The sequence below is a fragment of the Nocardiopsis dassonvillei subsp. dassonvillei DSM 43111 genome, assembly GCF_000092985.1.
Classification (GTDB): Bacteria; Actinomycetota; Actinomycetes; order Streptosporangiales; family Streptosporangiaceae; genus Nocardiopsis; species Nocardiopsis dassonvillei.
Window position 1 is genome coordinate 4,090,217 of sequence record NC_014210.1, and the last position, 19,707, is coordinate 4,109,923.

14 protein-coding genes are annotated in these 19,707 nt (G+C 73.6%); 2 read left to right on the forward strand and 12 right to left on the reverse strand.

Annotated features, from left to right (window positions below; translation table 11 throughout):
- Window positions 1-11 precede the first annotated feature (11 nt).
- From NDAS_RS16930 to NDAS_RS16945, 4 genes are all read right to left on the reverse strand, one after another.
- Window positions 12-215 (reverse strand): FmdB family zinc ribbon protein, encoded by a 204-nt coding sequence (locus NDAS_RS16930; protein WP_041552825.1) that lies wholly within the window; start codon window positions 213-215, stop codon window positions 12-14.
- 26 nt (window positions 216-241) lie between these two features.
- On the reverse strand, window positions 242-655 hold the full coding sequence (locus tag NDAS_RS16935) for a type II toxin-antitoxin system VapC family toxin (protein ID WP_013154432.1): 414 nt from the start codon (window positions 653-655) through the stop codon (window positions 242-244).
- The gene (locus NDAS_RS16940; RefSeq protein ID WP_013154433.1) at window positions 652-903 is read right to left on the reverse strand and encodes a type II toxin-antitoxin system Phd/YefM family antitoxin; all 252 of its coding nucleotides are present in this window, start codon (window positions 901-903) and stop codon (window positions 652-654) included. Before NDAS_RS16940 ends, NDAS_RS16935 begins: the two co-directional genes overlap by 4 nt.
- Before the next feature lie 173 nt (window positions 904-1,076).
- On the reverse strand, window positions 1,077-1,577 hold the full coding sequence (locus tag NDAS_RS16945; RefSeq protein ID WP_019611059.1) for an HNH endonuclease: 501 nt from the start codon (window positions 1,575-1,577) through the stop codon (window positions 1,077-1,079).
- Between the two features lie 378 nt (window positions 1,578-1,955).
- Here NDAS_RS16945 and NDAS_RS16950 point away from each other — a divergent pair, with 378 nt between their 5' ends.
- Together NDAS_RS16950 and NDAS_RS16955 are read left to right on the forward strand one after the other, a co-directional pair.
- The gene (locus NDAS_RS16950) at window positions 1,956-4,049 is read left to right on the forward strand and encodes a prolyl oligopeptidase family serine peptidase (RefSeq protein WP_013154435.1); all 2,094 of its coding nucleotides are present in this window, start codon (window positions 1,956-1,958) and stop codon (window positions 4,047-4,049) included.
- A gap of 136 nt (window positions 4,050-4,185) precedes the next feature.
- Window positions 4,186-4,629, forward strand: coding sequence for an acyl-CoA thioesterase (locus NDAS_RS16955; protein WP_013154436.1), 444 nt, complete (start codon window positions 4,186-4,188; stop codon window positions 4,627-4,629).
- A 49-nt stretch (window positions 4,630-4,678) separates the two neighbouring features.
- Here the strand turns inward: NDAS_RS16955 and NDAS_RS16960 are convergent, their stop codons facing one another.
- The 8 genes from NDAS_RS16960 to cobT form a co-directional block, all read right to left on the reverse strand.
- The gene (locus NDAS_RS16960) at window positions 4,679-5,200 is read right to left on the reverse strand and encodes a globin (protein ID WP_013154437.1); all 522 of its coding nucleotides are present in this window, start codon (window positions 5,198-5,200) and stop codon (window positions 4,679-4,681) included.
- Between the two features lie 138 nt (window positions 5,201-5,338).
- Complete coding sequence (ettA, locus tag NDAS_RS16965) at window positions 5,339-7,003, reverse strand: energy-dependent translational throttle protein EttA (RefSeq protein ID WP_013154438.1); 1,665 nt, start codon at window positions 7,001-7,003, stop codon at window positions 5,339-5,341.
- Window positions 7,004-7,286: 283 nt separating this feature from the next.
- Window positions 7,287-8,510, reverse strand: coding sequence for a DUF4192 domain-containing protein (locus tag NDAS_RS16970; RefSeq protein WP_013154439.1), 1,224 nt, complete (start codon window positions 8,508-8,510; stop codon window positions 7,287-7,289).
- Between the two features lie 85 nt (window positions 8,511-8,595).
- A complete protein-coding gene (locus tag NDAS_RS16975; protein ID WP_041552826.1) occupies window positions 8,596-9,972 on the reverse strand; it encodes a GGDEF domain-containing protein in 1,377 nt (458 codons plus the stop codon).
- A 561-nt stretch (window positions 9,973-10,533) separates the two neighbouring features.
- Window positions 10,534-12,942 (reverse strand): YfjP family GTPase, encoded by a 2,409-nt coding sequence (locus NDAS_RS16980; RefSeq protein WP_013154441.1) that lies wholly within the window; start codon window positions 12,940-12,942, stop codon window positions 10,534-10,536.
- The gene (locus tag NDAS_RS16985) at window positions 12,939-14,834 is read right to left on the reverse strand and encodes a dynamin family protein (protein ID WP_013154442.1); all 1,896 of its coding nucleotides are present in this window, start codon (window positions 14,832-14,834) and stop codon (window positions 12,939-12,941) included. The genes NDAS_RS16980 and NDAS_RS16985 overlap by 4 nt, the downstream gene beginning before the upstream one ends.
- Before the next feature lie 70 nt (window positions 14,835-14,904).
- Window positions 14,905-16,185 (reverse strand): uroporphyrinogen-III C-methyltransferase, encoded by a 1,281-nt coding sequence (gene cobA / locus NDAS_RS16990; RefSeq protein WP_013154443.1) that lies wholly within the window; start codon window positions 16,183-16,185, stop codon window positions 14,905-14,907.
- A gap of 215 nt (window positions 16,186-16,400) precedes the next feature.
- Window positions 16,401-19,349, reverse strand: coding sequence for a nicotinate-nucleotide--dimethylbenzimidazole phosphoribosyltransferase (gene cobT / locus NDAS_RS16995; RefSeq protein ID WP_013154444.1), 2,949 nt, complete (start codon window positions 19,347-19,349; stop codon window positions 16,401-16,403).
- Window positions 19,350-19,707 lie beyond the last annotated feature (358 nt).

Below are 19,707 nucleotides of genomic sequence, written 5' to 3' on the forward strand. Positions count from 1 at the left end.
CCGCCCCACCCTCAGGAGCAGCAGCCGCCCCCGCAGCACCCTCCACCGGAGGGCGCGGGGGCGGACGCGCGTCCGCCCACCGCCACGGTGGACAGCAGCCGGACCGTGTCGCCGTGCCCCTGGGGGCAGGCCGCCGGGTCACCGGCCCGCGCCATCGGACGGGAGAGCTCGAAGGTGTCGCCGCACTCGCGGCAGCGGAAGTCGTATCTGGGCATGCGGTCAGGATACGACCGCGCCCGGCTCATCCCGTGAAGGGGTTCAGGAGCCGCACTCCACGGTTCGCGACGTCCTTGGTGTTACGGGTGACGAACGTCCACCCGTGGTGCTTGGCGGTGGCCGCCATCAGACCGTCGACCACGGGTATCCGATCCGGAACGTTCATCGGCGCCCATTCGAGGACGACTCCCACGTCCACGGGGACGACCCTGTCTCCGTAGGCGCGGACGAGTCGGTCGAGCCAGTCGGACAACCGCTCCGCCTGGGAACGGTCGCCCCGGTGGTGCAGTTTGCGGACTCCCAGCCGGATCTCTCCCACCACGAGTGCGCTGATGTACAGGTCCGAGTCCTCGACCTCGTCCCACCACCTCAGGAACCCCGGGTCCGGCTCGCGCCGACGCAGTTCGGACAGGACGTTCGTGTCAAGGAGGAAGCTCAACGTTCGCCCCAGTCGATCTCGCGCCCGAGATCCGGGGCACGGACCTCGTCGAGCACGTCCAGCGGAGGCACGGAACCGAGAAGCTCCTTGAAACCTCCGGACTCCCCCTTCAGCCTGCGGTACTCCTCCATGTCCACCAGTACCGCGATCTCACGCCCGTGGCGTGTGATGATCTGGTCGCCCTCACTCTCCACCGCACGGAGCACCTCACTGGTGCGCTGCTTCAGTTCCTGTACCTGCCATCTCACAGCAACCACCTCCGGTTACAGTCTAGACTGTCTGGACAGAAGATGGAGGACGTTCCGCACCGTAGCGGGGGAAGAGCCGAGGGAGCACGCGACCGCCCCCCGGCGCGTGCGCCGGAGGGCGGTCGGGGTCGGCGGCGGTGCCGGGTGGGACGCGAGGTCCCGGCTCCGCCGGATCAGGCGGCCAGGTGGGCCATGTACGGCTCCCACTGGGGGTCGCCGTGGAGGTCACCGTTGATCAGGCGCCAGTGGGGCCCCTTGGGCACCTTGGGGGTCACGTGCAGCTCCCAGCCGAGTTCGTCCAGGAACTTGTCGGCCTTGCGGTGGTTGCACGGCTTGCACGCGGCGACCACGTTCTCCCACACGTGGGCGCCGCCGCGGCTGCGCGGGATGACGTGGTCGATGGTCTCGGCCTTCTTGCCGCAGTATCCGCAGGTGTGCCTGTCGCGCCGCATGAGGGCGACCCTGGTGAGGGGCACTCTGCGGCTGTAGGGGACGCTGATGTAGCGTCGGAGCCGGATGACCGACGGCACGTCGTAGGAGCGCGTCGCCGAGTGCAGTATCGCGCCCGCGTCGTCCTGGTGGACGACCTCCGCCTTCTCTCTCAGGACGAGCAGGATCGCCCTGCGCAGGGGCAGTGTCGTCAGTGGTTCGAAGCTGGCGTTGAGCAGCAGCACGTGGCGGCGGGCGGTGCCTGTGCCACCCTCCCGGCTGCTTCGGGCGCTCATCGCGTCGCCCCAGCCGTCGTCTGTGACGGCCGTGTCTCCTCCCCGGCCAGCCGATCGGCCAGCCAGGAGACCTCCCTGTGCACCGATCCGAGGATCGATGGTTCCGTACGCCTTGCCACACGGACCTCCCGGTGGTCCCGCCGAGTTGCGTCCCGCATTCAGTTTGCGTGGTCGGACCGCTCCGGCGCCACCCCAATTTGCGCTGGGCCGCCCAGAAACCGCGTGTTCCCCCTTTTCCCGGCTCCATTGTGCGCTGGCGGCGCTCCTTTTCACACTGGCGCCGCGCCGGACACATCGGGGTGGATGGCGGTGGATAGGGTGCGAAGTATGCGTGAACTCCGCTACCCCCAGGCCGCACGGCTGGACATCATCGAGAACCTGCACGGTCACACGGTCGGTGACCCCTACCGGTGGTTGGAGGACGGCGATTCGGCGCAGACCAAGGAGTGGGCTGCCGCGGAGGACGCCCTGTACACCGAGGTCTCATCACGGTTCACCACAAGGAACTGGTTCGCCGACCAGGTGCGGTCCCTGCTGGGCGCCGGAAGCGTCGGGGCGCCCGTGTGGCGGGGTGAGCGCCGCTTCTTCGTCCGCCGCACCGCCGAACAGGAGCACGGTGTGCTCTACGTCCAGGACGGCGACGGCCCCGAGCGGGTGCTGGTGGACCCCGGGGCGCTCGACCCCCAGGGTCTGACCACACTGGACGCCTGGAAGCCCGACCGCTCCGGCGCGCTCCTGGCCTACCAGCTCTCCGAGGGCGGCGACGAGGAGTCGGTGCTGCGCGTCGTGGACGTGGCCAGCGGAGACCTGGTGGACGGACCCGTCGATCGGGTCCGGTACAGCCCGATCGCGTGGCTGCCCGACTCCTCCGCCTTCTACTACGTGCGCCGGCTCCCCCGGGACCAGGTGCCCGAGGGTGAGGAGAGCTACCACCGCCGCGTCTACCTGCACCGCCTGGGCACCCCCGCCGAGCAGGACACCCTGGTCTTCGGCGAGGGCCGCGACAAGACCGAGTACTTCACCCCGGTCGTGAGCCGGGACGGGCGCTGGCTGGTGCTGCTGGCCAACCGCGGCACCTCGGCGGCCACCGACGCGTGGATCGCCGACCTGTCCGACGGCGGCCTGGACGCGCCGCGCCTGGTCCCCTTCCAGGAGGGCGTGGACGCCTCCCTGTACCCGCACGTGGGCCGGGACGGGCGCCTGTACCTGTTCACCGACCGGGACGCCCCGCGCGGACGCCTGTGCGTGGCCGACCCCGCCGACCCCGGCTACGGGAACTGGACCACTCTGGTCCCGGAGGACCCCGAGGCGGTGCTGGAGGGGTACGCGGTCCTGGACGGCCCCGGGATGGAGCGGCCCGAACTGCTGGTCTCGCGCAGCCGCCACGCCGTCAGCGAGATCACCCGGCACGCCCTGGCCACCGGCGAACTCCTGGGCGGGCTGGACATGCCCGGCCTGGGCACCGTGACCGGGCTGCTCGAACGCCCCGAGGGCGGGCACGAGGCGTGGTTCGGCTACACCGACAACACCCACCCCTCGTCGGTGTACCGCTACGACGCGCTCTCGGGCGAGGTGTCGCTGTGGGCCGACGCCCCCGGTGACATCGACCTGCCCGACGTGCGGGTGGAGCAGGTCACCTACACCTCCCGAGACGGCACGGCGGTGCGCATGCTCGTGGTCTCGCCCCAGGCGCCCGCCGAAGGACCGCGGCCGACCATCCTGTACGGCTACGGGGGCTTTCGCATCTCCCTCACTCCCGCCTACTCGGCGGTGGCGCTGGCCTGGGTGCGCGCGGGCGGCGTGTACGCCATCGCCAACCTGCGCGGCGGACTGGAGGAGGGCGAGGAGTGGCACCGGGCGGGCATGTTCGCCGACAAGCAGAACGTCTTCGACGACTGCGCGGCGGCGGCCGAGCACCTGGTCGCCACCGGGGTGACCGACCCCGGGCAGCTGGCCGTCATGGGCGGCAGCAACGGCGGACTGCTGGTGGGGGCCATGGTCACGCAGCGGCCGGACCTGTTCACCGCCGCGGTCTGCTCGGCCCCGCTGCTGGACATGGTCCGCTACGAGCGGTTCGGACTGGGCCAGTTGTGGAACGTCGAGTACGGCACCGCCGACGACCCCGAGCAGCTGGGGTGGCTGCTGGGGTACTCGCCCTACCACAACGTGCGCGAGGGCACCCGCTACCCGGCGACGCTGTTCACCGTGTTCGACAACGACACCCGCGTGGACCCGCTGCACGCGCGCAAGCTGTGCGCGCTGATGCAGCACGCCACGGGGGCCGCGCCCGAGGAGCGGCCGATCCTGCTGCGCCGGGAGTCGGAGGTGGGCCACAGCTCGCGGTCGGTGAGCCGCAGTGTGGCGCTCAACTCCGAGCAGCTGGCCTTCCTCGCCCACTACCTGGGGCTCCGCGTGGACTGAGGTCCCCTCCCCGGTGTCCGCCCCCGCGAGAGCAACAACACAGGGGGCGGGCACCGGGGGACGCCCGTTCCTCCGCGAAGCGTTGAGACAATCGAGGGGACCGCCCCCCAGGAGAACAGCGCGAGAGGATCCGGACGTGACACAGACCGAGACCGGAGCCGCCGACACCCGGACGGCCGAGCCCCGGAGGCACGTGCACCTCGCGCAGGTCCGCTACGCCGACCTCGACCCGCAGCACCACGTCAACAACGTGCGGATGCTGACCTACCTGGAGGACGCCCGGGTGTCCTTCCTGCGCTACGGCGGTGCCGTCGAGGGCGACGAGGTCTTCGGCGCCATGGTGGTGGCCCGCCAGGAGGCGGACTACGCGGCCCCGCTGCTGCCCCGCTCCGAGCCGGTGCGCGTGGAGCTGTGGGTGACCGAGGTGCGCAACGCCAGCTTCACGCTGGCCTACGAGATCCGGGACGAGACCACGGTGTACCTGCGGGCCAGGACGGTGCTGGTCGGCTTCGACGTGCCCACGCAGCGCGCCCGGCGGCTCAACGAGGTCGAGCGCGCCTTCCTCGCCGACTACGCCTGAGCGCCGCGGGGACCGGGCGGCCCGGTCCCGGCGGCCGTGTCGCCTCGGATCACTTGAGGGAGATGGTGACGGCCTCGCCGTCGTCCCCGTCGTCGCCCTTGGCGGACACCGAGACCCGGGTCGGGTTGGCGACCTCGGGAGCGGTGGTCTCCTCGGGCACGTTGACCATGCTGTGCGCCGCCATGACCATGTACTCCCAGAGCTGGCGCTCCAGGGCTTCGTGCAGGTCCAGGGAGTCCACGGCGGCGCGCATGTGCGTGAGCCACAGGTCGCGCTCGGCGACGCCGATGCGGAACGGCACGTGCCGCATGCGCAGCCGGGGGTGGCCACGCTGCTCGTTGTAGGTGCGGGGGCCGCCCCAGTACTGGATGAGGAACAGGCGCAGGCGCTCCTCGGCGGGGCCGAGGTCCTCCTCGGGGTACATGGGCCGCAGCACGGGGTCGTCGGCCACCCCCTCGTAGAAGCGGCGGACCAGGCGGGTGAAGGTCTCCTCACCGCCCACGGCCTCGTAGAACGTCATCTGCACGGGCTCGTCGCCCGCGCTCTGCTGGGAATCGCGCGCGGAAGTCATCGCCACCAGGGTATGCGACCGCCCCGGCCCGGACGAGTCGTCCGCCGGGGCGCGGGAGCGCGAGGGCCCGCGGCAGGATCGGGGATCCGGCCGCGGGCCCTGGGCACCGCTCGGCGCGGGGCGCTCGGCCCCGGCCGGTCAGTCGCGGGTGAGCTTGCGGTGGGTGACCGCGTGCGGGCGCGCGGCGTCCGGGCCCAGGCGCTCGACCTTGTTCTTCTCGTAGGACTCGAAGTTGCCCTCGAACCAGTACCAGTTGGCGTCGCCCTCCCACGCGAGGATGTGCGTGGCGACGCGGTCGAGGAACCAGCGGTCGTGGGAGGTGATCACGGCGCAGCCGGGGAAGTCCAGCAGCGCGTTCTCCAGCGAGCCGAGGGTCTCCACGTCCAGGTCGTTGGTGGGCTCGTCCAGGAGCAGCAGGTTGCCGCCCTGCTTGAGGGTGAGCGCCAGGTTCACGCGGTTGCGCTCACCGCCGGAGAGCACACCGGACGGCTTCTGCTGGTCGGAGCCCTTGAAGCCGAACGCGGCGACGTAGGCGCGGCTGGGGATCTCGACCTTGCCGACCTGGATGAAGGTCTCGCCGTCGGAGACGGTCTCCCAGACGTTCTTGGTGTCGTCGATGCGGCCGCGGTACTGGTCGACGTAGGAGATCTCGACGGTCTCGCCGACGTTGATCCTGCCCTGGTCGGGGGTCTCCTCGCCGACGATCATCTTGAACAGCGTCGTCTTGCCGACACCGTTGGGGCCGATGACGCCGACGATGCCGTTGGGCGGCAGCGAGAAGCTCAGGTCCTCGATGAGCACGCGGTCGCCGAAGCCCTTGGTGAGGTTCTTGACCTCGACCACGGTGTTGCCCAGGCGCGGGCCCGGCGGGATCTGGATCTCCTCGAAGTCCAGCTTGCGGGTCTTGTCGGCCTCGGCGGCCATCTCCTCGTAGCGCTGGAGGCGGGCCTTGCTCTTGGTCTGGCGGGCCTTGGCGTTGGAGCGGACCCACTCCAGCTCGTCCTTGAGCCGCTTGGCCTTCTTGGCGTCCTTTTGCCCCTCGACCTTCAGGCGGGCCTGCTTAGTCTCCAGGTAGACGCTGTAGTTGCCCTCGTAGGGGTAGAACTGGCCCCGGTCCAGCTCCAGGATCCACGTGGCGACGTGGTCCAGGAAGTACCTGTCGTGTGTGATCGCGATGATGGTGCCCGGGTACTTGGCCAGGTGCTGCTCCAGCCAGTTCACACTCTCGGCGTCGAGGTGGTTGGTGGGCTCGTCGAGCAGCAGCAGGTCGGGCTGCTCCAGCAGGAGCTTGCACAGGGCCACGCGGCGCTTCTCGCCACCGGAGAGCTGGGTGACGGAGGCGTCGCCGGGCGGGCAGCGCAGCGCGTCCATCGCCTGCTCCAGCTGGCTGTCCAGGTCCCAGGCGCCCCGGTGGTCGAGCTGCTCCTGGAGCTTGCCCATCTCCTCGAGCAGGTCGTCGGAGTAGTCCGTCGCCATCTGCTCGGCGATCTCGTTGAAGCGGGTCAGCATCGCCTTGGTCTCGGCGACGCCGTCCTCGACGTTCTCCAGGACGGTCTTGTCCGGGTCGAGGTGGGGTTCCTGCGCGAGCAGTCCGACGGTGAAACCGGGCATGAGCCTCGCCTCGCCGTTGGACGGCTGCTCGATGCCGGCCATGATCTTCAGAAGCGTCGACTTACCCGCACCGTTGGGGCCCACGACGCCGATCTTGGCTCCGGGCAGGAACGACCCCGAAACGTTGTCCAGGACGACTTTGTCGCCGTGCGCCTTGCGCACGTTGTTCATGGTGTAGATGTACTCCGGCATGAGTCCAAGCCTAGGGTGTCGCGGCCAATGCCCCCGCCATGGCCCGGGCCCGCGGGAGCCGGTTCCGGGCGGCGGTCGCGACCGAGAAGGCCGCGGCTCCACGGCCCGGGGCGGTGAGACCGGTCCGGGGCCTCCGTCGCGGCCACAAGGCCACCGCCCCACGGCCGAGGCGGGGCCCGTTCCGCACGGGGAGTGGGACCCGGTTCCGTACAGGGGTCCCGCCGGATCGGGGCGGTGGGGTCCGCCGGACGGGCCCGGCCGCGCCCGCGAAGGCCGCGTCCCCTCACTCCTGCGGCCGCTGGCTCCTCGCCCGCAGCCAGCGGGGCGTGAACTCACGCCAGCGCTCCACGGGCAGCCCCCAGGCCAGGGCCCGGCTCATCAGCACCGCCATGGAGTAGCCGGGGTCGGCGGCCAGGGCCACCTCCAGCGCCGCGGCGGCCAGGGGCTCGTCCCCGCGCTGCCAGGCGGCGACCGCCAGCAGCGAGGCGGGCGCCGCGCGCTGGTGCCGGGGCAGGTGGCGGGTGACCCTGGCCCACAGTTCCTGGTGCACGGGGGCCGCCTCGGCGGTGATGCGCGCCCACGCCTCGTCACGCACCCGGATCTCACCCAGGTAGACCCCCAGCCAGGCCAGTTCCTCCCGGTCGGTGACGCCCCGGCCCGCCCGTTCGGCCCGCACCGCCGCGAGCACGGCGCTCAGACCGCGGTCGGTGAGCGAGCCCCGCATCCCCTGTTCCAGGAGCCGTCGGGCGCGCGCCTGCACCTCCTCGGCGACCACGTCCATCGCGGCGCGTTCGGAACCGTGCACGGGCCGCAGCACCTCCCGCACCCGCTCGATCTCGGCCGTGACCCCGGAGAGCGGCTGGACCGGGACGATCCCGTGCAGGACCGCGCTGGCCGGGACGGTGGAGCGGTCCACGTTGACCACGGTCCCCTCCACCGGACAGCAGTCGGCCCTGGCACAGGTGTAGGACCAGTACCGGCCGCCGGTGACCCGCAGGGCGTCGACGACGGTCAGGCCGCGGCTCCGGGCGGCGGACAGGATCCCGTCCACGTAGGGCGTGACCCGTTCGGGCGGCCCGTAGGCCACGGCCACCAGGGCGGTGCAGCCCTCAGCGACGGCCATGTCCACGGGGACGACCGCGCGTTCCAACGGGTCGCCGGAGGCGGCCAGGCGCTCCAGGTCCGCGCAGAACGCCGAGTGCACGCCCTTGTCGCGCACGGCGAGGACCACGATCCCCGGATCGGGCGGCGTGCCCACCAGGTAGGGCAGGGTCGCGATGATGTCGGTCGGGTTGGTGAGGGTGAGGGCCGCGCCCGCCGCCGCGGGGCCGGTCGGCCCCGGCCCGCCGGGGCTCCGGGGCGGGGGAACGGGGGCGCCTTCGCCCGGGGAGCGCCCGGGCGCGGTCGAACGGTCGGACGGGGCGGGACGGTCGGGAGCCCGCGCGGAGTCGAGGGGGCGTCGGGGGTCGGAGGGGCCGAGGGAGTGGTGCGGCTGGTCAGAGTGCATATCTTCACGGTGCGTGATCCGACGGTTCGGGCGCAACGCCCTTCTTCGCGCTGTGGACAACTCCGCCGGACCACGAAACCGCGGGTCACGGAAGTTCGGTGTGCTCGGTGGGGTCCTTGGGATCCGTCTGACCGGAGATCTCGCCTCCCCGCGGCCCCGGGATCTTGCCGCCGCTCCCGGTGCGCCCGGCGGGCAGGCACACGCGGTTGCGGCCGGTCTCCTTGGCCCGGTAGAGCGCGAGGTCGGCCGCGGTGAGCAGCTCCACCAGGTCGTTGCCGTGGTCGCCGATGACGGCCGCGCCGATCGAGATGGTGATGGACACCGGCACGTCGTCCACCGCGATCTCCATGCGTCCCACCTGGGAGCGCAGGCGCTCGGCGGCCCGCCAGGCCTCGGCGGTGTCGGAGCCGGGCAGCAGCACCACGAACTCCTCTCCGCCGAACCGGCCGAGCAGGTCGGACTGGCGCAGCTGCTGGGCGATGGTGGTGGCCACGCCGAGCAGCACCTGGTCGCCGAACAGGTGCCCGTGGTTGTCGTTGACCCTCTTGAAGTGGTCGATGTCGATGATCAGCACCGCCGCCCTGCCCCGCGAGGAGCGGGCCCTGGCGATCTCCACCGACGCCTCCTGCTCCCAGGTGGGGGCGTTGAGCAGGCCGGTCTTGGGATCGGTCCGCGCCGCCATCTGGAGCTGCTGGTACATCAGGCTGCGCTGGAGCAGCAGCACGGGGGGGACCGCGATGACCAGCAGGAACAGCGACAGGTGCGCGAGGATGGCGACGGTGACGCCGACACATAACTCGACGGCGTCCACGATGAGGGCCTCGCGGTCCCACATGGGCCGCAGGGTGTGCCCGGGGCCGCTGCTGATCCGCGCGGCCACCGCGACGAGCAGGTTGTTGAGGACGGTGAACCCCGTGCAGCACAGCACGGCGACGAGCACGCCGGGGCCCGTGGTCAGGTACTCGTGCGCGCCGGGGGTGCCGCTGAGCCCGTCGACGAGGCCGCCGCCCCAGATCGAGTGCCAGGTCACCGAGGCCAGGAACCCGGACAGGGCGATGGAGGCGGCGTTGAACACCCGCCGGTGGAGCAGCGCCCGGCGCGTGCGGTACTGGAGCATCAGGAAGACGGGCACCGGGAGGATCAGCGCGTACAGCGGCGGCAGCAGGAGGACCGCCGGAAACCACCAGGCCCCCAGGAAGTCCCGGTTGATCCCGGCCGGCGTGCCGAGGCGGCGGCCCGCCTCCACGCAGAGCACGGCGCCCGTCAGCAGCGCGACCAGGGTGACCAGGTCCATCACCGCGGGGGCGGTCAGCGCCACCGCGCCTCCGAACAGGAACAGCGTCGCGGACACGAGCAGAGCCATGTAGACGATCAGTCCGCGTGGCTGCTGGAGGATCGGCCAGCGCGGACGTTCGTCCTCAGGACGCCCGGCCGGCGCGATCGGCTTCTCAGAGATGCTCACCGTTGCGCCTCCCTCCTCACATCGCTCTCCACCGTCCGACTCCTACACCCGCCTCTGATGGGTCCACCGCCTCCCACGGTTCTCCCTTCGACGGGGTTGTTTCGCCGCGCGTTCCCTTACGGTGCCAGTCGGTTACGACAACGGGGTGTCGGAGCCCGACAGCGGTGCGGCACGTCAGTCCCGCAACACGCTCCACTTTACATTACGTTGGGTAATAACTTAATTGCTGATTGTGTGATCTCCATGGGTAACGGCTTACGGCCGAGGCACCCGGTTTTCACGGGGTTGGGCTCAGCGGTGATCTAGGGCATCCTGCCGTAGGGACCCTCCACGGTAGCCACTGCGTGGCACGGCGTGTCGACCGCCTGACACCCCGAACGCCTGGGCCCCCACGGCACTCACTACAAGGAGCACACATGTACAACGGCACTGTCTGGGTCTAGAACCCGTTACAGCTGAGTGAAGATCACCGGGGACGGGCGGCGCGGTGCCGCCCGTCCCCGGCCTCGGAAACGCGGTGGGGCTCCGGTCGGGGCGTCAGCGCCCCTCCGGACCCCGGGGTCAGTCCGCCGTCCTGGCCACCTCGTAGGCCGCCCGGAACGCCCGGTACCTGGCCAGTTCGGCCTCCAGGGGCTCCACGACGCGCAGCCCGGTGATCTCCCGGACCCGGGCGGAGGCCGTGCGCTCCACGTCCTCGCGGCGCTGGACCGCGGCCACCTCGACGAGGTTGCCGCAGCCCACCCCGGTCAGCCACCCCACCAGCAGGGCCGCGACCACCAGGACGCCGGAGTAGGCGGCGAACACCGGGTCGTCGAACACCACCAGGCCGGTGATGCCGCCGCCCAGCCAGCTCGACAGGGTCACGACGGCCCAGGCCAGGCCCAGGCCCGCGACCGCGAGCAGCGCGTACTGGGCCGCACGGGCGACCTTCCACCACGACGGGCTCCGGTCGGGATCGCCGACCGCCCCGGCCACGGCCTGCCCCAGTTCGGCGGGCAGCTCGGGAACGGCGCCGCGGGCCACGGCGCGCATGCGGCGGCGCCACATCGGGGGCATGCCCTCCGAGACACTGTCGGCGGCCTCGCCCAGCGCGGTCTCCAGCTCGGCCTCGTGCGCGTCCACCGGGCCGCCCACACCGCTGCCGCTGTCGCGGCGCAGGAAGTCCAGCTGGACCGCGGCGAGCGGGTCCTTGCCCAGCCGCAGCGAGCGGCGGGCCACCGGCCAGCCGACCTGGCGTCTGCCGCGCCGGACGTCGTTGGTCTCGGTGACGTCGGCGACCGCCGCCACACCGGCCGCGTTGGCCAGTCCCTCCTGGACGCGGGCGCGCACCTGGGCCGGGACCGCCTCGGGCACCGCGCCCTCGCCCTGGAACTCCCCGAAGGGCTCGACCACCTGGTCCAGGTCGGCGGCCAGCCGGTCCACCAGCGCGCGCCGCTCGCGCACCGTCTCGGCGAGGAACTCGCGCAGGTCGCGGATGCCCTGGCCGGTGAGCGTGGACGTGGTGATCACCCGCGGGTGCACCCCCGACTCCGTCTCCAGCAGGCGGCGCAGGTCGGTGAGCAGTTCCTCCAGCTCGGCGGGCTCGACCTTGTCGACCTGGTTGAGGACGGCGACGGTGACCGCGCCGTGCCCGGCCATCTGGGCCAGGTAGCGGTGGTGCACCGCGGCGTCGGCGTACTTCTGCGGGTCGAGCACCCACACCAGCAGGTCGACCGAGCCGATGAGGCGGTCGGCCTCGGCGGTGTGCATGCTGCGGACGGAGTCGTGGTCGGGCAGGTCGAGCAGGACCAGGCCGGTCAGCTCGGAGTTGCCCGTGTCCAGGACGCTGGTGCGCGAGTGGCGGTAGCGGGTCGGGACGCCCAGCCAGCCCAGGAGGGCGTCGGCCCCCTCGTGGCCCCACACGCAGGCGTGCGCCTTGGAGGTGGTGGGCCGGGTGACGCCGGTCTGCGACAGCTGGAGCCCGCACAGGGCGTTGAACAGCGAGGACTTGCCGCTGCCGGTACCGCCCGCCAGGGCGACCACGGTGTGGTCGCCCGACAGCCGCAGCCGTGCCCCGGCGTGGTCGAGCAGTTGGGTGGACCGGGCGACGAGTTCCTGCGGCAGGTCGTCGCGGCCCAGTTCGGTGAGGGTGGACAGCGCGTCCAGGCGCTCGATCAGCTCGGCCCGGGTGGTGGAGCGGGTGGAGTGCCAGGTGTCGTGGGTGGTGGGACGGTACTCCTCGTCCTCCTCCGCGTCGGCGGCGGTGTCGGCGCCCACGGCGCGGAAGGCCCCGGAGACCGCGGAGGGGCCGGGGACGCGGCGGGGCAGCGGCTCGATCCCCTCCGCGGCGCCGGATCCGGTCGGCGCGGGCTCCTCGGACGCCTCGTGCTCACCCGGTTCCGGGGAGGTCTCCCGCGCACGGGGCGGCGCCTGGTCCTCGCCCCCGTCCTCGGGCTGCTGGCCGACGACCGGGAAGGCGCCGGTGGCGCGCCCGGCGATACGGGTGTCGTCGGCGGCCTCGGCGAGGCTGCCCACCCATCCGGCGAGTCCGTCGGGGTCCTCGTGGTGGTCCTCGGCGGGACGGCGGACCGCCTCGCGCTCCCTGTCGGCGAGGGACCGCGCGTGGCGCCCAGAGCGCCGCTGCGCGGCGGGGGACGGCGCCGGGCCCTCCGGCTCCGCGTCCGTACCGCGCGGAGCGCCCTGGTCGCTCTGGACGCCCCGGTGCGGAGCCCCGGCGCCCGAGGGGTCGGGGTAGGCCGCGATGCCGTCGTAGGCGGGATCCTCGGAGCCCGCCTCGGACACGGCGTGGTCGGGGTGCTCGGGCACCGGCATGGTGTACCCGCGCCAGGGCCCGGACGCCTCGTCGCCGCGGGGGCGCCCGTCGTCACCGGCGCCGGACGCGCTCTGTCCGCTCTCGCGGTCCTCGTCCTCGGCGCGGGCGTGCGCACCGGGCTCCCCGTGCGCCTGCGCGGGGTTCCATTGAGTCGTCATCGTGCAATCTCAAGGTTGTACGTGGCCTGGTAGAGCTGGACGGCGGTGTCCTCGGACGGGATCGCGGCAGACGCCAGGGCGCTGTCGAAGGGCACGCGCTCGCGGTCGAGCAGGCCCTGGACGCGCTGGCGCAGGTCGTCCCGTGCCGCTGCGCCAATGCTACGCAGTGACTGGGCGCCGAACAGCCCCTTGAGCAGGCGCTGCGGGGAAGGGCCGGAGGCCTCGGCCGCGTGGGCGCCGCCTCCGGAGCGGGACCGCTCGTAACCGAGCAGGTCGATGATCAGGACCAGGGCGACGACGTCGTGGTCGAAGGTGACGAACCGCGCCACGGAGCGCTTGGTGGCGCCGCTGGCGGTGGTCATCTCGGCGACGCCGCGCTGCCACTCGGTGATCTCCTGGCGGATCTGCTGTGAGAGCAGGCCGGTGCCGGGTTGGTTGAGGGCCTTGGAGGCGAGGTCGCCGCCGCCGGGGACCTCGCGCCACCTGCGCTCGACCTCGTCGGAGGCGCGTTCGCAGGTGGAGACCACCAGGGCCTCCAGGCCGTCGCGGATGGCGCGCTCCAGGGCACCGACCCGCTGGCCGCGCTCTGCCTGTTCGGCGCGGCCGCCCAGGCGCGTGCGCCTGCCGCGCGGGCGCAGGCTCCTGGTGAGCTCTCCCCCGGCCGCCACCTCCTGCCAGCGGGCCAGCAGCGATCCGCGCAGCAGGGAGCCGTCGGCCAGGCTGGTGTCGACGCGGTCGCGGGCGGCGGCGTAGGAGTCGTCGACGGCGGCGGTGAGGGTGCGGCCGGTCTCGATCTGCGCCTCCACCTGGCGGGCCAGTTCGGGCACCCGCGTCCGGAAGCTGTCGATGACGCCGATGAAGGTGCGCCGTGAGACGCGGTCGCGCTGCTCGGCCTCGCCCGCGACCTCCGCCAGGTAGTCGCGGATGTGGTCGGCGACGTTGGAGGTGAAGCGCTCGCCCCGGATCTGGTCGGTCTCGGGGATGGCGAACCGCGCGGCCGCGCCCAGGCCGTTGGCCTCCAGCATCGCGCCGAAGTGGTCCAGGAGCTGTCGCCTGCCCCTGCGCGGCACCCGGGAGAGCACGACGGCCAGGGAGGTGTCGCGGTCGCGGGCGACCTGGAGGAACTCCCACACGCGCGCGTCGGCGTAGCGGCTGCTGGTGGTGACGAACACCCACAGGTCGGCGGCGTCGAGGAACTTGGCCGCGAACTCGTGGTGCGCGGCGACGGCGGAGTCGACGTCGGGGGTGTCGAGCAGGGCCACGCCCGGGGGCATGGCCTCGGTGGCGGCGAGCACGAGCATGCCGTCCTTGCCCGGCATGGCCAGGCCCTGCTGGCGCACGCGCGGCAGGGAGGGGATGAAGGAGGCCTCGCTGAACCAGTCGACGTCGGCGGGGTTGCAGGCCAGGACGGGGCTGTTGGTGGTGGGGCGGCGCACGCCCGTGGTGGTGACCTGTTCGCCGACCAGGCTGTTGACCAGGGTGGACTTGCCCGCTCCGGTGGATCCGGCGACCGCGATCAGCAGCGGGATGTCGGGGCGGCGGACCCGGGGCAGGACGTAGTCGGAGAGCTGGGCGAGCACGTCCGCCTGGAGGGCGCGGCCCTCCTCGTCACTGGGCAGGCCCTCGGCGAACTCCAGGTCCCGGATGTGCTTGCGCAGTGCTTCCAGGACCTGTTCGAAGTGGTTCTCTTCGGGTTGGGGGGCGCGGTGCTTGGCCGGTCCGGCGGCGAGCGGCACGGTGGGCCCCCGTCGGGCGCCGACGGCCTCGGTGTCCGCCTCGCGCGCGGGTGCGGAGCCCTGGGCGGGCTGTTCGGAGGTGGCGGCCGGTCCGGTTCCGAACCGGTCCGGAGCGCCGGGACCGTTGGTCCCCGGTGCGGCCGACGGCCGGGTCATGATCGGGGTGCCCTCCTCATCGGTGCTGACGGTTCCCGCCGCGGAGCGACGTACGCCGCGGGCGGAGGTCTCACTGGAGATCGCGCCCGGTCGCCAGTCGACGGGTCTCGAACTGGTTTCCCGTGTGCAGTATGTCAAGATCCCGCGCTGTTTTGACCACTTCTCCGATGATCACCACCGCGGGGGGCCGCACTCCGGCCGATCGGGCCGCGGCGGCGATGGTGGCCAGCGTACCGGTGACGGTCCGCTGCCCCGGCAGTGTGGCCTCCTGTACCACCGCCACGGGGGTGTCGGCGGATCTGCCGTGGGAGACGAGGGCCTCGGCGATCGCCTCGATCCGCTCCACCCCCATGAGGACGACGACGGTACCGCCCGCGCGGGCGAGTCCGGCCCAGTCGACCGTGGAGCGCCCGTCCCCGGGGGGCACGTGCGCGGAGACGATGTGCAGGTCCTGGGCCACGCCGCGGTGGGTGGCGGGGATGCCCGCGCTGGCCGGGGCGGCGAGCGCGCTGGTCACACCGGGCACGGCGATGACGGGGATCCCCGCGGCGGCGCAGGCGGCGGCCTCCTCGCCGCCGCGGCCGAAGAGGAAGGAGTCGCCGCCCTTGAGCCGCACCACGAACTTCCCGCGTCCGGCGCGGTCGACCAGGGTCGCGTTGATCTCCTCCTGGGTCATGGACCGGCCGTAGGGGATCTTGGCGGCGTCGACGATCTCGACGTCGGCGGGCAGGCGGTCCAGGAGGGAGGTGGGGGCGAGCCGGTCGACCACCACCACGTCGGCCTGGGAGAGGAGCTGCTGTCCCCGCACCGTGATCAGGCCGGGGTCGCCGGGACCTCCTCCCACGAGCGCGACGCCGCGCAGGCGCTCGCGTCCGCGGCGGGCGTCGAGGGTGCCGTCGGCGAGGCCGTCGACGACGGCGTCGCGCAGTCCGGCCGAGCGGCGGGGGTCTCCGGAGGCGACGACGCCCACGGTGACCCCGGCCGCGCTGCCGCTGGCGGGGGTCCAGGCGGAGGAGGCGTGGCGGTCGTCGGCGCGCACGCACCACACGCGGGCGTTCTCGGCCTCCTCGGCGACGGCGGCGTTGACGCGGGGGTCGTCGGTGGCGGCGTGCACGAGCCAGTGGGCGGGGGCGTCCGGGCCCGCGACGTCGCCGGGGGCGTAGGGCCGCCGGTGCCAGGTGAGGCGTCCGGCCGAGGCGAGGTCCTCCAGGGCCGCCGAGGCCTCGGGGGAGACGAGGGTGACGCGGGCCCCGGCCTCGATGAGCACGGGGACGCGCCGCTGGGCGACCCTGCCCCCTCCGACGACGAGGACGTCGCGTCCCCGCATGCGCAAACCAAGGAGATAGGTCATGTGTCGCGCCCCTTCGGTCGTCCGTGCCGGTCCCCGGCGACGACGGCGGGGTGCTGGCGGAGGAGGACCGCCAGCCGCCGGCGATAGTTCGGCGATTGCTCCAAAAGTACCTTGTCAAAGAGGTATTACGCGGGTGTAAACGGGTCCCGCAACGGGGGTGTGAGCCCGCCCGCACCGGGGGCCGGTGCGGGCGGGGGACGGTGGGGCGCCCCAGGTCAGGGGGCGGTGGAGACGCCCGCGTCGTCGAAGGTGGCGACGTCGTGCAGGACACGCGCCGCGCTCTGGAGCAGCGGCAGTGCCAGCAGCGCTCCGGAGCCCTCGCCCAGGCGCATCTCCAGGTCGACCAGGGGGCGCAGGCCCAGGTGCTCCAGGGCCAGGCTGTGCCCGGGCTCGCTGGAGCGGTGCCCGGCGAAGCAGGCGCTGAGGGCCTCCGGGGAGATCGCGGCGGCGGCCAGGGCGGCCGATCCGGCGATGACCCCGTCCAGCAGCACCGGGACGCGCAGGGCCGCGCCGCCGAGCACGAACCCCGCCAGGGCGGCGTGCTCCAGGCCGCCCAGGGCGGCCAGGGTGCCGATGGGGTCGGCCGGGTCGACGGGGTGCTCGGCCAGGGCACGGCGCACCACGTCGACCTTGTGGGCGTACACGGCGTCGTCCACACCGGTGCCCCGTCCCGTGGCGTGCGCGGGGTCGGCTCCGGTGAAGGCGCACACCAGGGCGGCGGCCGGGGTGGTGTTGGCGATGCCCATGTCGCCGGTGACCAGGCAGCGGTTGCCCGCGGAGACCAGGTCGCGGGCGACCTCGATGCCGCACTCCAGGGCCTGGAGGGTCTGCTCGCGGGTGAGCGCTGGCCCCTGGGTGAGGTCGGCGGTGCCGCGCGCGACCTTGCGGGCCAGCAGGCCGGGGGCACGGGGCAGGTCCGCGGCCACGCCGACGTCCACGACGGTGACCTCGGCGCCGACCTGGGCGGCGAAGGCGTTGACGACGGCGCCGCCCTCCAGGAAGTTGTGCACCATCTGGGCGGTGACCTCCTGGGGCCAGTGGGTCACCCCCTGGGCGTGCACGCCGTGGTCGCCCGCGAACACGGCGACGGCGGCCGGGTCGGGGATCGGCGGCGGGCACTGCCCGGAGATCCCGGCCAGCTGGACCGAGACCTCCTCCAGGAAGCCGAGGGAGCCGGGCGGCTTGGTCATCCGGTCCTGGCGGTCCCTGGCCTCCTCCATCGCGCGGGTGTCCAGCGCTCCGACGGCGGTGATGGTCTCCTCCAGCAGGCTCGTGGGTTCCCGGCCGGGCAGACCGCGGCGGCCGTAGCGGTCGTGGTGCACCGCCCAGGACAGGGGGCGCTCCCTGGCCCAGCCGGAGAGGCTGAGCTCGGACTCGGCGGGGAACTCCTCCACGTAGCCGACGCACAGGTAGGCGGCCACGTCCAGGTGGGCGGGGAGTTCGAGGGCGCGGGCGACGTCGCGCTCGTCGACGAAGGTGAGCCAGCCGACGCCCAGCCCCTCGGCGCGCGCGGCGATCCAGAGGTTCTCCACGGCGAGCGCCGCGGCGTGGTCGGCGCTCAGGGGGCGGGCGTGGCGGCCCCGGGCGTGCCGTCCTCCCCGTGTGGGGTCGACGGTGACGGCGATGTTGAGGGGCGCGTCGAGGACCGCCTCGGCCTTGAGTCCGGCGAAGGCGCGGGCGCGGACGCCCGGCGGTGCGTGGGCGTGGTCCTCGCGCTCGGCCGCGGCGAGGTCGCCCACGCGGGCGCGCAGGCCGGGGTCCTCGATGACCAGGAAGTCCCAGGGCTGGGAGTCGCCGACGCTTGGGGCCTGGTGGGCGGCCTCCAGGACGCGGATGAGCACGTCGTGGGGCACGGGGTCGGGCCGAAAGCCCGTCCGGACGTCGCGGCGTTCGCGGATGGCCCGGTAGACGGCGGCGCGCTCGGCCTCGCCGTAGGCGTGGACGGAGCCGTTGCCGGCCCGCTCGGGAGCCTGGGCGGTGGACGCGGCCGCGGGCTCGGGGGCGGTCTGGACAGGAGGCCCGGCGGGCCCGGGCAGGGGCTCGGATGGTTCGTGTGCGTGCATGCTCTGCTCCGGCTCGGTGGTCGCGGAGTGCTGTTCCGCGCGTCCGTGGTCTGTGGTCGGTGCTCCGGCGGCCCCGGCCCCCGCTTCCTCCGGGTCGGTGGTGGTCCCGGGCGGGCGGACGGTCCGGGCGGGGTGCGTAGCCGGGCGTGCGGGTACCGCCGGACGGGTGGGAGCAGCCGGGCGGGCAGGCCCCGTGGGGGGCGCGGACGTGGCCGGGCGGGCGGAAGCCACAGGGGGTGCGGGCGTGTCCGGGCGGGCGGGTACCTCGGTGTTCGGGGGCGCGGCGGGGTGCGCGGACGCCGCGGTGTGCACGGGTTCGGCGGGGCGCGGGGGCGCCGGCGGTTGGGCGGGGGCGCCCTGGCGGGCGGGCGCCGCTGGACGGACGGGTACGGCCGGACGTGCGGGCGTGACCGGGCGGGCGGGTGCGGCGGCTCGGGCGGTCGTCGTGCCGTGCGCGGGCACCGCCTCCTGTGGGCGCGCCGCCTTCGCGAGCACCGCCGACCTCGCGAGCGCGGCAGCGTCCGCGAGCGCCGTCGAGGGCTCCGGCTCGGCCAGGGGCTCCGGCTCGGCCGGACCGCTGGGCTCCGCCGGATGTTCGGACTCGGCGGAGGGAACGGTCCACTCCGGGCCCGCCTGGCTCTCGGGGCTCCCGGGAACCGGACTCGGCACGGCTCCCGGGCTGGCCGCATCGCTCCCGGCGGGGCGCTCGCCGCCGCGGAAGGGGATGACGTCGGGCCGGTGCGGCGACCCGGTCGGCGACGGCGCGTCCGCCGCGAGCTCGACCGTCGGCTCGGCCTCCGGTCGCGGGGCCGGGGGGATGTCCAGGGGAAGCGCGCCGTAGGGCGAGACCGGGGCGGAGGGGACCCGTGGCGCGGGGTCGGCCGGCGCGGGGGGCCGGGGCCGCTGCCGGAACGGGTTGGCCGTGCCCGAGGAGCCGCGCGGGGGTTGGGCCCGGGCGCCGCGCCCGCTCTCGGGGAGCCCGTCGAACAGGCCGCCGAGGCGGGGACCGGTTCCCGAGGCGGGTCTGCCGCCCTTCCAGCGGGACGGCTCGGCTCCGCCCTCCTCGCCGCGCCGGGCGTCCTCGCGGTCGTCTCTGGTCATGATCGCTCCACGCAAGAGGTGTTGTGACGGGCCCGTCTCCGCCTCGTCCGGCATAGACCGGTAAGCGTAGTCCGCCGCTTCCGTGCCGCCCGCACGGGTCCCGCGGACCCGGGGCGGCCGGTGCCGACCCGGTCGCCGGAGCTTCCGAGTCATCACCAACTGTGCCAGAGACCGAGCGGGTGCGCGCTGGCTCCGGGAACGGCCAGGCTCGGGAAACACGGCCGAGGCCGGGAACCCTGCGGGCGTGCTCCGGCCCCGGCGACGGGCCCGGTCCAGACGGCGCGGCGGCCGGGAACCCCGGGAACGCGCGCTGGCTCCGGCGGTCGTCCGCGCGCACGGCCCCCGTACGCGGACGCGC